A 14,314-nucleotide genomic window follows, 5' to 3' on the forward strand; every position below is an offset into this window, starting at 1 on the left:
GACCACCCCACCATCGTTGCCCCGAGTCGTCATAAAGGAAAATGATAGACACATATTTGACAACGTCACTCAGCAGGCCGTCCAAATAGATGGCAGATCGTCTCACAAGTTGAACGATCATTAAGACACACGGTGCGCGGACGTGGTTATATGAATCCGACCGTGCACAACGCGTGTCCCACCCGCACATCTTTGCCATCGGGTGATTCGCGGAAGAGCTCAACCTGCGCTCGAACTGCGGCGCGCCTGTTCGCGCATCTCGCGCGGGCTGACGCCGAACTCGCGCCGGAATGCGCGGGTGAAATCGGACGCGAGCTTGAAGCCGTGGCGATAGGCGACATCCTGCACCCGCCGGTCGGGACTGCCGACGAGTTCGGCATACGCCGCATGCAGGCGCTTGCGCATGATGTAGCCGGCCACGCCGCCGACGCTTTCGAATGCCCGGTATAAGTTTGATCGCGAGATCTTCAACTTTTGCGCGATTCGATCCGGCGTCAGATCGAAGTCGCCGAGATGCGCCTTTATATAAAGACGCGCACGCTCGAACAGCACCGACTCGATCGCGCCGCGCGCCTGCTCCAGCCGATCCGACGACAGCTGAATGCAGGCCGCAATCATCTGCGCGGTCGCCCGCCCCGCCTGCCTCAACTCTTCCGGGGACATCAGGACCAGGCGGGTTTCGAGCCGGTCCAGATAATCGGTCAACAGCTCGATCAGATTGCCCGAGAGCAGGATGGTGCTGACCTCGCTGAGCTGATCTGCGACGCCTGCGAACGACCTGCGCGGCAACGCCAGCACCAGCCCATCATAATTCGTGATGCTGCCGCGAAAATCGTCGTCGAGCGCGATCAGGAACATCGCGCCCGGCCCGGCCTGCAATCGCCGGTCGGCGGTTTCGAAGGCGGCTTCACCGGAGCGCACCCGGAACAGCCACCAGATGTCGACCGGCGCGCCCTGCGACGGCTCGGCCGCACGCGCGAAATTTTGCGCGGCAAAGCGGCCCGACGTGAAGACGACATCGGCCATGTTGCAGGTCAGGTACTCCACCTCGAAGCCCTGCGCAGGACTGTGGCCCTCGGGCGGCGCGACGTCGACCAGCGAGGCCATGCGCGTCTTCCAGACCTCGAATTGCTCCGACGGCGGATAGGACCGTGTCGTAAAACGACGCGGTGCCGCCGGGGCGATATCCCTGATGTTCCGGGGTTCACGTGGCAAGGGAACTTGTTCCAGGAGCTTCGCTGCGCTCACCGGCATATTGTCGTCTTGTTGCATGTACTCTCGTGCCCCGTTGTCGCAAACGACGAGCGTCATCTCAACGGAGGCGCATTCCCAAGGTTGCGTCGCCGGCCGCTTGCGGGCAGGCGAATTTTCGGCGGACAAGGAAGCTGCATTTTTCGATGCGGACATGACCCGCTTACGCCGGCCGCTCCTGATAGGGCCGACGGGTCCTGCGGCAGTCGTGCTCACACATGGCGTTCATCATTGTCGCGTCGCGCCGCATTCGGCGCGGAAGCCCCGTCACCGAGTCGGCCTGGCTGATCTAGATAACAATCTGTGTGAGAACCAGACAGACGGCAACGAGCGTCGCGCGGAAATCCAAAATTGCTTTCATGCGATGCGATCGGGCAACGCATCATCACAAAGTCTTCGGAAGATTTTCTCGATCTCCGCGCTGAAGCGGGATGAATGTCACAAGAAGGATGCGACCTAAGCACGGTAGATGACATATCGATAATGCCCTGCACCGATTCTCACTGGCAACGCGAGGACGCCTGCCTAATCATGCGGCAATTCACCGCGAGAGAAGTGAATGCAATCCGTGCAAACGGAAAACACCCACGGCGCACGGCCTACATGCCGTTGCACATTGTCGCATTCACATATCAGGGTCGAGATGACGAAAGTCACAACGCCTCATCACATCCCTGATGAAAGAAGCGTTCGAGCGGCGGCACGAGCCGGATCATGGACATCGAGACATCACGTCAAGCAAGATCAGTTTCGCTGAGCGGCCATCCCGCGTTGTCTAAGCCTTGCGTTGCCCGAGCCGGTCGAGCCATGCCGCAAAGCGCGGATGCCTGGCGAACCGGCCCTGCACGGCTGTCAGTTCTTGTTGAAAGACCGGCAGCGAGAGAACCCGTTCGATATCGGGCTCCCTGATCTTCCAGATCCCCGGCGGAATGAAGCCATGTACATAGAGTTCATAAAGCTCGTAGATCGAGTAGATGACTTCATGCACGATCCGGCGCTCTTCGAGCGACATCTCGATGGTGCCGGCAGCTCCCTCGTCGTGGAACGCGGCCATCGGCAGGCGGCGGCGCAGATCGGAAATGCGATCGGAGTATCTGAGGAAAATATCGGCACCGAGGCGCCGGTTGTTGGTATGGAGCGCAGTGTAGATCGCCGTGACGCCAACGATAATGGTCCCGAGCGTCATGAACTTCAGGATATGATCGAGCACCGTGGTTTCTCCCCTCTGCCGCGTCGCAAGGCCGTGAGCACACTCTGACACGCAGCTTGATGGAAGGCACGCGCCGGCCCCGCTTCGGGGCGCCGTGCCAATTGACCCGCTGGCGAGCGAGCCTTGAATCAACCTTGGCCGACCGCACGGTCAGGGGGCGGGACACCTCAAGTAAACCTCAAGAAAAGAGCCCCGCCATGCGGCGGGGCTCTTGCTCGAATATCCCATTTCCGATCCGAACATCCTATTTGCGATCGGAGTTTTGCGCCGGCGCCTGCGTGCCCTAGCCTGCGCCTCTCTTCATGATTCTGTTCTGCATTGCTAATTCCTCCTGAAATTTGGCGGCCATTCAGTGCGCGAAAGTTGATGCCAATGGCTGGCGCTCGCTCCGGCCGCTTTCCAACAAAGCCCGGCGAGATGCGCGGCACTGGCGTGCGCGCTATTCACCGGTGAACCTGCCTTCTGAGGAAACAGCGTCGCCGCCCGTGCCGTTCCTAGACGCATGCGCGACGCGACATCCCGCACCAGGGAACCGCGACAGGATCCCGCTCAAGGAACCGATTGCCGCCTCCGCGCAGGCGCGCGGCGATCAGCAACCATTGCCACCCGGCCCCGTTGACCGATTGGGCAATCACTGGTCGAGGAGGAATCTCATGAGGAAGACAGCCCTTGTTCTCGCAACAGTCGGTGCGCTTGGGGTGGGCGCCATCGCAGCCCCGGCGCCCGCCGAAGCGCGGTGGGGACACGGAGGGTGGGGAGGATGGGGTCCCGCGCTCGCAGGCGGATTGATTGCCGGCGCAGTCGTCGGCGGCCTCGCCTCGTCAGCCTATGGCTACCCCGGCTATGGCTACGGCTACCCCGGTTACGGCTATGGCTACGGCTACGCACCCGCCTACTATGCGCCCGGTTACGCTTACGATGACGACTACTATGGCGCGCCGTATCGTTGGGGCGGCGGATACACCACGACATATTATAGCGCCTACAGGCCGGCCTATTACGGCTACCGCTATCGTCACGTGGTGCGGCCGGCCTACGCCTATTATCGCGGGCCATATCCGCGCTGGCATCACCGTTGGCACCATCGCTGGCATCATTGGTGAGACGGGTCGAAGCTCACCGAATTGCGCGCGGGCATGGCTCATGCCCGCGGCCGTTTCGTCCAGCGTGATGACGCTTGGCGCCACCGACGACGGCGACATCGCGGCCGGCGACGCCGCGAGCCTGCCAAGGCCTGGAACCATTGGGTCGTCGATCACTCGTCGAACCGCGAGCGTTCCGAATTTCCATGCGTCGGAACCCCGGTAATTTTACCGTCGACGAAAGTCTCAATAAATGGACTGTGCGCCCCTCGTAGATTTGTAACCATCTTGCAAATCGTTATCGCGCAAAAGTCGCGCACCGCCTTCACGCAACCTCTTGCAGACTCCACACTGGCTACCGTCGCCGGATATTACAGTGCCGATTGGGGACAGGGAGATGGTTGGACTGCGGCCGAATATTTCAATACGGCTTGGGGCCGCGATCAGGGAACAACGCAGGGACCAGCATTCGGGCGTTGAGGTTGATCCCCTGGTTCCGTCGATCGGAACAAACTCCGAGGTCGAGCGCCTTCGCGGCGTCATTGCACGCCTGATGCATACGGCGGCGCATGACCAGCTGACCGGACTTCCGACGCGCAGCCTGCTGCTTGAACGACTGGATCGTGAATTGGCGCGCGAGGCCGATGACGGCGCGCGCATCGCGGTTCTGTTCGTCGATCTCGACAATTTCAAGCTCGTCAACGATTCACTCGGCCACAGCAGCGGCGACAAGGTGCTGACCGAGATGGCCCGGCGCATCGTTGCATGTCTTGATCCGGACGATACGGCGAGCCGGTTCGGCGGCGACGAGATGGTGATCCTGCATCCGCGTGCCTCGGACTCCTCCGGAGCGGCGCTCGGCAGACGGATCCTTGCCGCCCTGGCCGAGCCGATCCTGCTCTCCGGCAAGGAAGTCGTGGTCTCGGCAAGCGTCGGGCTCGCGCACTGCACGCCGGGCACCAAGTGCGCCGAGCAATTGCTCCGCGAGGCGGACACCGCGCTCTACGCGGCGAAGGTCCGCGGCCGGGCGCGGCTGGCGGAGTTCAACGACGAGCTGCATGCCCGCGCCGAGAAGCGCGTCCAGATCGAATCCGATCTGCGGGCGGCGCTGCGGGAGTCACAGCTGTTTGTCGAGTATCAGCCGCAGGTCCGCTTGAAGGACGGATGCGTCGTCGGTGTCGAGGCGCTGGTGCGCTGGCGGCATCCCGAACGCGGCATCATCTCGCCCGCCGACTTCATTCCCGTCGCCGAGGAATGCGGGCTCATCGTCAAGATCGGTCGGCAGGTACTGCGGGAATCCTGCCGCCAGCTCGCCGAGTGGACCAGGCAGATGCCGGGCTGCCGGCTGGCCATGACCGTCAACGTGTCGCCGCGGGAGATCGCGGAGCCGACTTTCATCGACGAGCTCAGCCAGGTTCTCGCCTCGACCAATGTCGATCCGACCGCCTTGTGCCTCGAAATCACCGAAAGCGTCATGATGAGCGCACCTGAGGAGGTCGTTCGGGTTCTCGATCAGATCCGGCAGCTTGGTGTGTTCGTCGCGATCGACGATTTCGGGACCGAACACTCGTCGCTGTCGCGGCTGCGCGACATGCCGGCCGAAGTCTTGAAGATCGACCGCAGCTTCATCGACGGTCTCAGCAGCGAGCCCGGCGATACCGCGATCGTGTCGTCGATCCTGAGCCTGGCCTACGCGATGGGCAAGCACACCATCGCCGAGGGCGTGGAACGGAGCGAGCAGGCCGCCATGCTGCTCCGCATGGGATGCGACGTCGCGCAAGGCTATTTCTTTTCGCGGCCGGTTGCGGCCGAACAGATCGCGCCGATGCTGAGCAAGGCACTCTGGCACCCGAGTTCGGGACGCGCGCTGCACGCCGCGCAGCCCGTGGAAGGACCGGTGCGGCGCGGCCATCATTATTTCATCGATGAATTCCTTGATCACATCGGGGCGCCGATGGGCACCAAGGCCACGGTGTCGCGATGATGTACGCGGTCATCGGCCTCAGCAATCTGGCGATCGGGCTGGCCTACGCGGGCCTCGGACTGTTGTCGGCCTGGGAAACGGTCAGCCTGCATCGTTACCGGGGCTGGTCGCGCTTCGGCATCGGATTTTCGATGATGGCCGCGAGCTGCGGCCCGCATCATCTGGTGCACGGCTTCCAGGTGCTGCAAGGCGAAAGCGTGTCCTGGTCGATGTTCGCCGTCACCCTGCTCGGGCTGCCGGCGGGACTGACCTTTGTGTTCCTGCGGTTCGAGACCATGTTGGGCGGCCAGGGCGAGCGCTTGATCGCCCTCTCGCCGCATCGCGCGATGTTGCTGGTCGGCGGCTTCGCCATCACCGCGGGCTGGCTCGCGGCCTGGGCGATGGCCGAGCCCGGCGCAAACGTCCCCTTCCTCTGCACATCGGCCGATCTTGCCGCGCGCGTGACGGCTCCAAGCACATGGATCAACGTCGCGTCGGTTACGTTCTTCGCCAACGTGTTCGTGACCGTGACCTACGGCCTGGTCGGCTGGTATCTCGGTGACCATCAGGTGCGCCGCCATCTTGCGACCGGCGTCTGGTCGCTGTCCGGTGCTGCGCTGACGGGTGTGTTCTTCAGCTGCGGACTGATCCACCTCATCGATGCCACGACACAGGGCAGCGGCTCGATGCTCGTGTTCGACCTGATCGGTATTCCCGCCTCGGTCTACTTCCTGTGGGTCGTCGAGCAGCTGCACAGCGATTCCGTGCTGGACTGGAATCGGCGTCCGCTGGTCGGCGCCGCGGCCGCGCCGGCGCGGCCCTCACCCTGGAGCGGCAGCAACGTGCAGCCTTGACCGGCCTTGTTGTTGCCGAGGCTCTTGAGCTTAGGGGTCCGTCACTCGCTTGGTTCAGGCCGCCGCGAATTGTCCGGCGGCGTCATGACCACGACGAACAACATGTTGATCAGCACCCAGATCGAAAGCAGGCTCAGAGCGGTGTGCACGGTGGCATCCAATGAAGCGGGAGGCGTCGATCAACCGACGCCGTAGCCAACGGGGTAGCAGCACCAACGACGAAATGCGACGCGTAGTAGCCCGGGCGTGATTCTACGGGGTATCATCGGGCCTGCGCGCGCCTCGCGCGAACCACGAGCGGTCCATATGTCGCCGTTGCCTTGGAGAGCAGGCAGTCCGCGTGGCGGAACTGCAAGGCGCGCTGCCGGATCGCTAACGCGCGAAACCAGACAGTCTATCCATCTGGTGCCAATCAGGCATACCCCAAACGGGTCATTCAGGCACCGAACGCCGCCTCCGCGATGACTGGGCCCATGCGCCGCGCGTGGGTTGTCTCACACCGCTGCGAGACGGTAGCGTTGTGGATGCGGTCCATTCGCGTGGTGCCGCGTTCAAGGGCACTGCTGATCACAGCGCCAAAACTTCCAAGTGAAAACTTGACCCCGGCGCTTCCCGCTGGGGTCTTTTCTTTTTGATCGGCGCGCCTCCGCAATCCGCGCGCGCCCGTCACGTGGCGGCTGGTCGCGACGCGGAAGAGATCGCAAATCGCTCAGACATGAGGCTTCTCGGCCTTGTCGGAAGCGGCCTTGTCGGTTGCGCCGCCTTCAGCCATTGCCTCGACAGCCTCGATCACACGCCACCGCTCCGCTCGATCCTTGATCGAGCGAAATGCTCGCAGCAGCCGGAAAATATCTGCGGCGTCTCGAGCGAGTTGCTCCTTCGTCAAAATGAATCCTCGTGATCGGTCTCGCGGAATGCTCACTCCGCAGCCGGCTGAAAAAACGCCGCTGGCAGTTCTGGAAATTGAGACATGATCAGGCGAAAAAGCCCGCTATGCAAGTCTCGCCATACCAGCCGCACGAATGCGAGCGGCTCAGATCGCGCCGGCGATGAGGAGGACGTTGTTGATGACGGGCGTGGAGCAGAACGCCGCGACAAGGGCGATATTGAAAACGTTCTTGCTGCGCCAGAGCAGCGCCATGACGACAAACGTCAGGCCCAGTTTCGGTATCATCCACCAGGCTCCGAACCATGTCTGAGCCATGTGCATGAACGGATTCGCTTCATTGAAGCCGAGTTCAAGAATCTTGTTGGTGGTCGCGAGATCGGCGCATCCGAGCAGCAGCACGAAGAGCACCAGCAATACCTTAACGAAATTCATTTCAGCCTCTCGGTACGGACCGCCGGACTGTCAAAGAGGCCCTACGTAACACCGATTCATTAATTGTTCGTTCGGCCGGCAGATTGCAACGGAGGACGGCTGGATAGGTTCCATGCAGCCTGATCTCACCATGATTCCTGCGCATGCAGATCGCGATTCAAACCGTGTCGCGAGAGCGCGGATGTTGGACTCGCAAGCCCGTGCAACACATTCGGTGTCGTCCCGGCGCAGGCTTGGAGGGAGTCATGGCCTAGCGGAGAGGTGTCTGCGCAACTGCGCATCCGGTGAGCCGCGGCCTCCCGGCTCAAACACTGCCGTCTCTGGAATGCTGGATCACCCGCATGCACGGGTGATGACATCGAACCAGGTTTGACAGGCCCGCCGACGCCCCGTTGGGCTTCGGTGCCGTCGTCCGTCTTCGCTTTCACTTCGTTCAAGCTACGCCGGACACGCTTCGCTGGCGGTCTCCGGCGTGGCTGCGCCACGCGAAGCCACGATAGTGATGAGGCCTGGCTTGCCGAGCCGAAGCTCGCGGCCACAGCCCGCCTTCGCCCTTTGGGCTTCGGCGCGGCATCCTTCTCTCGCTGCGCGAGCGAAGGATGGTGGGTGCGACAGGGATCGAACCTGTGACCCCTACCATGTCAAGGTAGTGCTCTCCCGCTGAGCTACGCACCCAAAGCCATGTTTGGATCGGGACCCTATAACGGACCGCGGCGGGGCAGGCAAGGATACAAAGTGAAGGTTTTTTGGCGAATCAGGCCGCCAGCAACTTGTTCACTTCGCTAACCAATTCCCTGAGGTGCACCGGCTTGGCCAGCACCTTGGCGTTTTTCGGCGCCTCCGAATCGGAATTGAGGGCCACGGCGGCGAAGCCGGTGATGAACATGATCTTGATGTCGGGATCGAGTTCCGAGGCGCGGCGTGCCAGCTCGATGCCGTCCATCTCGGGCATCACGATGTCGGTGAGCAGCATTTCGAACGGCTCCTCGCGCAGCCGCTGGTAGGCCGACATGCCGTTGTCGTGCGGCGAGACCTTGAAACCGGCGTTTTCGAGCGCCTTGACCAGGAAGCGGCGCATATCAGTGTCGTCTTCGGCGAGAAGAATTTTCGGCATGGCAGGAATCGTCGAATCCGGCTGGAGGATCAGTCCGAGCAGTAAGCCCGACAGACAGTAAATTTCGAGTGAAATTGGCGTCAAGCCTGAGGCGGCGGGCGCCGGCTATTTGTGGACCTTACCACGCGTCGGATCGATCGGGTGCGGCATTTCCTGCTCTTAAGACGCGTTCCAGCGGAAACCGCGCTCTTTTCACTTGGCAGAATGATCGCGATTACCGACAATGCCCGCCCATAAATCTCCGCTTTTCCGGCAGAATCAGTTCTTGCGGGGCAAGGCGGACGCAAGGGACGGCGCCAAGGGAATGACCGAATTTGCTGGCGAGTTGTCGCCCCCGTTCGAGATCGTTGAGCCGCAGGCTTGGCGCGCGCCGATCATCTTCAATTCCCCGCATTCGGGCTCGGTCTATCCTGCCGAATTCCTCGAGGCGTCGCGAATCGATGTGGCCGCGCTGCGCCGCTCCGAAGACTCTTTCATGGACGAGTTGATCGCAGGCCTCAGCGATCGCGGCTTCCCGATCGTCCGGGTCAACTTCCCGCGCTCCTATGTCGACGTGAACCGCGAGCCCTATGAGCTCGACCCGCGGATGTTCACCGGGCGGCTGCCGAGCTTTGCCAACACGCGCTCGATGCGGGTGGCCGGCGGGCTGGGCACCATCCCGCGCGTGGTCGGCGACGGCCAGGAGATCTACCGCGAGCGGCTCGACGTCGACGAGGCGCTGCGGCGGATCGAGGTGCTCTACAAGCCCTATCACCGCGCGCTGCGCCGGCTGATCAACAAGGCGCACCAGGCGTTCGGCGCCGTGATCGTGGTCGACTGCCACTCGATGCCGTCGGTCGGCGTGTCGCGCGACGAGCCGCGCCGCCCCGACGTCGTGATCGGCGACCGCTACGGCACGAGCTGCGCGCCGCTGCTGCCCGACCTGGTCGAGGAGATCCTGAGCTCGCTCGGCTATTCGATCGGCCGCAACAAGCCCTATGCCGGTGGCTTCATCACCGAGCATTACGGCAATCCGGCAAGCGGCCTGCACACCGTGCAGATCGAGCTGAACCGCGCGGTCTATATGGATGAGCGGCGCCGCGAGCGCGGGCCGCGCTTCGCCCAGGTGGCGGCAGACTTTGCGACGCTGGCTGATGCGCTCGCGAAAATTCCCTTCGGAGATCTCGGCCCGTTCCAGGCGGCCGCGGAGTAGCCGCGTCTTTGGACCGGTGCCGTGGTGACCGGCGAAGTCGTGAACGGCGAATTCAATTGGTGGCGCAGCGAGCGCTGGAATTGGATTCCAGGTTCATGCGTGGAAACGTTGAGCCAAGGAAAGGCCAAGGAAGGGCTAAGCAAGCGCCAAGAAAAAAGGGCCGCTTGAATGAACAAGCGGCCCAAGTCTAGGGAGGAAACGCCCAAGGAGGGCAGCGATAGCGCGAGGCGCTACCGCACCGCAACAATATGCGACCGCGCTGCACAAAACGCAAGAACTTTCGAAACATTTCCTGCGTATTTGTTAGTAGGCTGTCGAATTTGTCACAGGCCAACTCGGTAAAATTAGTTACAGCAAAATCAAATAGTTACACGAGAAAACGGTAACGGCCGGCGCTTTGCGCATAGCTTGTATACCAGAACTCGCAACTTCGTGATCCGCTCTGGAGCCTGGGAGGCTTTCGAATCCGAAGCCAAACGAAAGTCCGGAACCCGACATCGGGGCGGGATAACACTCCGTTAACCGTGCGCGCTGCATCGGATTGAGCTAGAGCGTTTTCAAGCGAAGTGGATACCGGTTCGCGCAAAGAAAACGCGTCAAACAGAGATCTCGAGCCTCGTTCCGATTTCATCGAAACGGAAAAGGCTCTAGGCAAGAGCGTATCCGGTTTCTACCGCGTCGTTTGCGCATTTCAGGGACATGCCGTGACGGTCATCGACTTTACCGCCTTCATCGGCCGCCTCGCGACCGCGTCCGGCGAAACCATCCTGCCCTTCTTCCGCACCTCGCTCTCGGTCGACAACAAGAGCTCGAACGATTTCGATCCGGTCACCGAGGCCGACCGGGCGGCGGAAGCGGTGATGCGGCGGCTGATCAAGTCGAACTTCCCCCAGCACGGCATCGTCGGCGAGGAATTCGGCACCGAGCGCGAGGACGCCGACTACGTCTGGGTGCTCGATCCGATCGACGGCACGAAGTCCTTCATCGCCGGCTTTCCGATCTGGGGCACGCTGATCGCGCTGCTGCACAAAGGTACGCCGGTATTCGGCATGATGCACCAGCCCTATATCGGCGAGCGCTTCTCCGGCGACAACGGCTCGGCGCATTACTCGGGCCCGTCAGGCGAGCGGCGGCTCTCGGTGCGGCGCTGCGCCTCGTTGAAGGAGGCAACCGTCTTCACCACGAGCCCGCTGCTGATGAATCCGGATGACCGCGCCCGCTTCGGCCGCATCGAGAATGCGACGCGGCTGTCGCGCTATGGCGGCGACTGCTATTCCTACTGCATGCTCGCGGCCGGCCATCTCGACCTCGTGGTCGAGACCGAGCTGAAACCCTACGACATTGCCGGCCTGATCCCGATCATCACCGGTGCCGGCGGCATCGTGACCACCTGGGACGGCAAGCCGGCGCAAGGCGGCGGCCGCATCATCGCAGCCGGCGACCCGCGCGTGCATGAAGCCGCGATGAAGCTGCTGAACGCCTGATCTTGACTTGCCGCGCGACTGATCCGCGCCCATCCTGACGACAACGAGAAAAGTCAGGGATGGGCGCACATGACGACTAGCGGCGGGCTGCTGGCAGCCCTTCTCCTGCTTCTCGTGCCCGTTGCGGCTTCCTCCCAGGAGTTCCCGGCCAAGCCGATCCGGCTGATCGTGCCGTTCCCTCCCGGCGGGCCGAACGACATCATCGCGCGGGTGATCGGGCAGAAGATGTCGGAACTGGTGAAGCAGCCCATTATGATCGACAATCGCGCCGGCCAGGGCGGCGTGCTCGGCACCGACGCGGTCGCGAAGGCGGCGCCCGACGGCTACACGGTCGCGATTGCCAGCGCCGGCGCGCTGGCGATCAGCCCGAGCATGGAGAAGGTCGCCTACGACACGCTGAAGGATCTCGCGCCGGTGACGCTGGTCGCGACGGTGCCGGAGATGCTGGTGGTCGCAACCGACGTGCCGGCAAGGAACATGAGCGAACTGGTCGCGCTCGCCAAAGCCCAGCCGGGCAAGCTCAACTTCGCCTCCTCCGGCCCCGGCAGCCTGCCGCATCTGGCCTGCGAATTGTTCAAGCTGACGGCGAAGATCGACATCGTGCACGTGCCCTATCGCGGCGCGGCGCCTGCGGTGAACGACCTTCTGGGGCAGCAGGTGCAGATGACCTTCCTCGACCTGCCGGTGATCCTGCCGCAGATCAAGGCGGGCGCGCTGCGGCCGATCGCACTCGGCGGCCGCGCCGACGGCGCCCGACGTGCCGACCACGGCGGAGGCCGGCATGCCCGACCTGATCATCGAGAACTGGTACGGCATGGTCGCGCCCGCCGGAACGCCGCCGGCGATCGTCGCGAAGCTGAACAAGCTCGCCACCGATGCGATGGCTGATCCGGCGGTCAAGGCCAAGCTCGCCGAGCAGGGCCTGACGCTGGTCGGCGACACGCCGGAGCATTTCCGCGACTTCGTCGCCGCCGACATCAAGAAATGGGCGAAGGTGATCCAGGACGCCGGCGTGGTGACGACGAAGTGAGCATGCCGTCAGCGCTGCGCTTCGGCGCGGAGATATTCCACGAGCTGCTTGGCCGCGCGCGGCAGCGCCTTGAAGCTGCGGGCGCAGATCGTCAGCCTCCGATTGGCCCAGGAATCGCGAATCCGGATCGTCGTGATCGGCATCGCCGATGCACAGCGGCGCGCCGCGGTTTCCGGGATCACCGCGATGCCGACATCGGCGGCGACCATCTGGCAGATGGCGTCGAAGCCGCGCAGGCGGGCGCGAAAGCGCAGCCGCGCACCGAGCTTTGCCGCGTGGCGGGAAATATGAACCTGCAGCGCCGACGTTGCCGTGAGGCCGACGAAGTCGCGGCCGACCACTTCCTGGAAGTCGATCTGGCGCCGGCCGCCGAGATCGCTGCGCCGCGACGCCACCAGCATCAAGCGGTCCTCGCTGAACAGAAACCGTTCGACGCTGTCGGGCAGCGCGTGTTCCGCAGCGAAGCCGAGATCGGCGGCGCCGCTGGCGATCGCGGTCGCGATGTCGGTGCTCTCGCGCTCCTCGACATCGACGCTGATATCGGGATGCTCGTGCAGGAACGCGGCCAGCGCGCGCGGCAGATGCTCCGACAGGCCCGAGGTGTTGGCGAGCAGCAGCACGTTGGCGCGCACGCCGCTGGCATAGGCGGCAAGATCGCTCTGCAACGCCTCGACATTGTGCATCACGATGCGGGCATGGCCGAGCAGGCTCTCTCCCGCCGCGGTCAATTCGACGCCGCGGCGGCCGCGCTTGAGCAGCGCGACGCCGAGCGCCTCCTCGAGGCCCTTGATTCGCTCGCTCGCCGAGGCGAGCGCCATGTTGGCGCGCGCCGCGCCCTGCGTGATACTGCGCGCATCCGATACCGCGATGAACAATTGCAAATCGATCAGGTCGAACCGCATGATTTTTCCCGCCCCATACCTTCGGGCAACCCGAAGGCTAACTCCGTAACCTCCAGATTGTGCCGAACGCATCGATCGGTCAATGTGCAGCCATGCTCGACCATCTCCTGATCTTCATCGCCTTCGCCTTCCTGCTCGCCGGCTTCGTCAAGGGCACACTCGGCCTCGGTCTGCCGACGGTCGCGATGGGGCTGCTCGCAACCACGATGGCGCCGGGCCAGGCGATTGCGATCGTGATCGTGCCGGCGATCGTCACCAATATCTGGCAGACCTTCGTCGGCCCCTATCTGCGCGACATCCTCAAGCGGCTGTGGCCGCTGATGCTCGGCACCGTCGCCGGGATCTGGATCAATGCCGGACTCTTGACCGGGCCTTACGCGGCCTACGGCACCGTCGTGCTCGGCGTGCTGCTGGTGATCTACGCGATCGTCGGCCTGAGCAGGTTCAACTTCAAGGTCGCGCGGCGCGACGAGAAATGGGTCGGCGGCATCGTCGGCGTCATCACCGGACTGATCTCGGCCGCAACCGGCGTTCAGGTCATCCCCTCGATGCCGTTCATGCAGGCGATCGGCATGGAGAGGGACGAACTGGTGCAGGCGCTCGGCGTCTTCTTCACCACCGCGACCCTGGCACTTGCCTTCAACCTCACGGCCTCGGGCCTGCTGACGGCGGCCACCGCGCTGCCCGGCGCGGTCGCGATGGTGGCATCGTTCACCGGCATGTTCATCGGCCAGGCGGTCCGCACACGGATGCAGCCCGATGTCTTCCGCCGCTGGTTCCTGATCTCGATGATCCTGCTCGGTATCTATCTCGCCGGCAGCGCGCTGCTCAAGATCCACGGCTAGATTTTTGTTTGACGCGTTTTCTTCACGCGAACCGGTTGGCCACTTCGCTCGAAAACGCTCCAGTAA

General features: G+C 63.2%; 12 protein-coding genes, 1 tRNA gene and 1 pseudogene. 7 read left to right on the forward strand and 7 right to left on the reverse strand.

Translation table 11 applies throughout. The annotated features are described in order from the left end of the window. Nucleotides 1-219: 219 nt before the first annotated feature. Both BI327_RS31035 and BI327_RS31040 read right to left on the reverse strand, forming a co-directional pair. On the reverse strand, nucleotides 220-1,215 hold the full coding sequence (locus BI327_RS31035) for a helix-turn-helix domain-containing protein (protein ID WP_245334990.1): 996 nt from the start codon (nucleotides 1,213-1,215) through the stop codon (nucleotides 220-222). 811 nt (nucleotides 1,216-2,026) lie between these two features. Further along, a complete protein-coding gene (locus BI327_RS31040; protein WP_076865068.1) occupies nucleotides 2,027-2,461 on the reverse strand; it encodes a hypothetical protein in 435 nt (144 codons plus the stop codon). 653 nt (nucleotides 2,462-3,114) lie between these two features. On the opposite strand from BI327_RS31040, the gene BI327_RS31045 reads away from it, so the two are divergent. From BI327_RS31045 to BI327_RS31055, 3 genes are all read left to right on the forward strand, one after another. Continuing rightward, nucleotides 3,115-3,564, forward strand: a complete 450-nt coding sequence (locus BI327_RS31045) for a hypothetical protein (RefSeq protein ID WP_076865069.1) — start codon at nucleotides 3,115-3,117, stop codon at nucleotides 3,562-3,564. A gap of 376 nt (nucleotides 3,565-3,940) precedes the next feature. Further along, complete coding sequence (locus BI327_RS31050; protein ID WP_083742274.1) at nucleotides 3,941-5,527, forward strand: putative bifunctional diguanylate cyclase/phosphodiesterase; 1,587 nt, start codon at nucleotides 3,941-3,943, stop codon at nucleotides 5,525-5,527. Beyond that, nucleotides 5,524-6,360 carry a hypothetical protein gene (locus BI327_RS31055; RefSeq protein WP_143271718.1) on the forward strand — a complete coding sequence of 279 codons (837 nt, stop codon included), beginning with the start codon at nucleotides 5,524-5,526 and terminating at the stop codon, nucleotides 6,358-6,360. Before BI327_RS31050 ends, BI327_RS31055 begins: the two co-directional genes overlap by 4 nt. A gap of 709 nt (nucleotides 6,361-7,069) precedes the next feature. Here BI327_RS31055 and BI327_RS42990 read toward each other — a convergent pair. The 4 genes from BI327_RS42990 to cpdR form a co-directional block, all read right to left on the reverse strand. Then, entirely contained in the window at nucleotides 7,070-7,246 is a 177-nt protein-coding gene (locus BI327_RS42990) for a hypothetical protein (RefSeq protein ID WP_210191239.1), read from the reverse strand. Nucleotides 7,247-7,393: 147 nt separating this feature from the next. Next, on the reverse strand, nucleotides 7,394-7,681 hold the full coding sequence (locus tag BI327_RS31060; RefSeq protein ID WP_174683066.1) for a DUF5658 family protein: 288 nt from the start codon (nucleotides 7,679-7,681) through the stop codon (nucleotides 7,394-7,396). A gap of 600 nt (nucleotides 7,682-8,281) precedes the next feature. Continuing rightward, nucleotides 8,282-8,356 (reverse strand) — tRNA-Val (locus BI327_RS31065). A 79-nt stretch (nucleotides 8,357-8,435) separates the two neighbouring features. Further along, nucleotides 8,436-8,795 carry a cell cycle two-component system response regulator CpdR gene (gene cpdR, locus BI327_RS31070; RefSeq protein ID WP_016843340.1) on the reverse strand — a complete coding sequence of 120 codons (360 nt, stop codon included), beginning with the start codon at nucleotides 8,793-8,795 and terminating at the stop codon, nucleotides 8,436-8,438. 304 nt (nucleotides 8,796-9,099) lie between these two features. Here cpdR and BI327_RS31075 point away from each other — a divergent pair, with 304 nt between their 5' ends. From BI327_RS31075 to BI327_RS31085, 3 genes and pseudogenes are all read left to right on the forward strand, one after another. Continuing rightward, nucleotides 9,100-9,987: an N-formylglutamate amidohydrolase gene (locus BI327_RS31075; protein ID WP_076865487.1), complete on the forward strand. Its 888-nt coding sequence runs from the start codon at nucleotides 9,100-9,102 to the stop codon at nucleotides 9,985-9,987. A 704-nt stretch (nucleotides 9,988-10,691) separates the two neighbouring features. Next, nucleotides 10,692-11,471: a histidinol-phosphatase gene (gene hisN / locus BI327_RS31080; RefSeq protein ID WP_076865072.1), complete on the forward strand. Its 780-nt coding sequence runs from the start codon at nucleotides 10,692-10,694 to the stop codon at nucleotides 11,469-11,471. A 69-nt stretch (nucleotides 11,472-11,540) separates the two neighbouring features. Then, a pseudogene (locus BI327_RS31085) lies at nucleotides 11,541-12,501 on the forward strand (tripartite tricarboxylate transporter substrate binding protein). Nucleotides 12,502-12,509: 8 nt separating this feature from the next. Here BI327_RS31085 and BI327_RS31090 read toward each other — a convergent pair. Then, nucleotides 12,510-13,403: a LysR family transcriptional regulator gene (locus BI327_RS31090; RefSeq protein ID WP_076865073.1), complete on the reverse strand. Its 894-nt coding sequence runs from the start codon at nucleotides 13,401-13,403 to the stop codon at nucleotides 12,510-12,512. Between the two features lie 92 nt (nucleotides 13,404-13,495). Between BI327_RS31090 and BI327_RS31095 the strand changes: the two genes are divergently transcribed. Next, nucleotides 13,496-14,248, forward strand: coding sequence for a sulfite exporter TauE/SafE family protein (locus BI327_RS31095; RefSeq protein ID WP_076865074.1), 753 nt, complete (start codon nucleotides 13,496-13,498; stop codon nucleotides 14,246-14,248). The last annotated feature ends 66 nt before the right edge of the window (nucleotides 14,249-14,314 follow it).

Source organism: Bradyrhizobium mercantei (genome assembly GCF_001982635.1).
GTDB lineage: Bacteria > Pseudomonadota > Alphaproteobacteria > Rhizobiales > Xanthobacteraceae > Bradyrhizobium > Bradyrhizobium mercantei.

What these genes read in the sequence shown, in the direction of transcription:
- BI327_RS31095 (WP_076865074.1), top strand. Translation starts at nt 13,496, where the DNA reads ATGCTCGACCATCTCCTGATCTTCATCGCCTTCGCCTTCCTGCTCGCC.
- BI327_RS31050 (WP_083742274.1), top strand. Translation starts at nt 3,941, where the DNA reads ATGGTTGGACTGCGGCCGAATATTTCAATACGGCTTGGGGCCGCGATC.
- BI327_RS31090 (WP_076865073.1), bottom strand. Translation starts at nt 13,403, where the DNA reads ATGCGGTTCGACCTGATCGATTTGCAATTGTTCATCGCGGTATCGGAT.
- BI327_RS31045 (WP_076865069.1), top strand. Translation starts at nt 3,115, where the DNA reads ATGAGGAAGACAGCCCTTGTTCTCGCAACAGTCGGTGCGCTTGGGGTG.
- BI327_RS31075 (WP_076865487.1), top strand. Translation starts at nt 9,100, where the DNA reads ATGACCGAATTTGCTGGCGAGTTGTCGCCCCCGTTCGAGATCGTTGAG.
- BI327_RS31060 (WP_174683066.1), bottom strand. Translation starts at nt 7,681, where the DNA reads ATGAATTTCGTTAAGGTATTGCTGGTGCTCTTCGTGCTGCTGCTCGGA.
- BI327_RS31055 (WP_143271718.1), top strand. Translation starts at nt 5,524, where the DNA reads ATGATGTACGCGGTCATCGGCCTCAGCAATCTGGCGATCGGGCTGGCC.
- cpdR (WP_016843340.1), bottom strand. Translation starts at nt 8,795, where the DNA reads ATGCCGAAAATTCTTCTCGCCGAAGACGACACTGATATGCGCCGCTTC.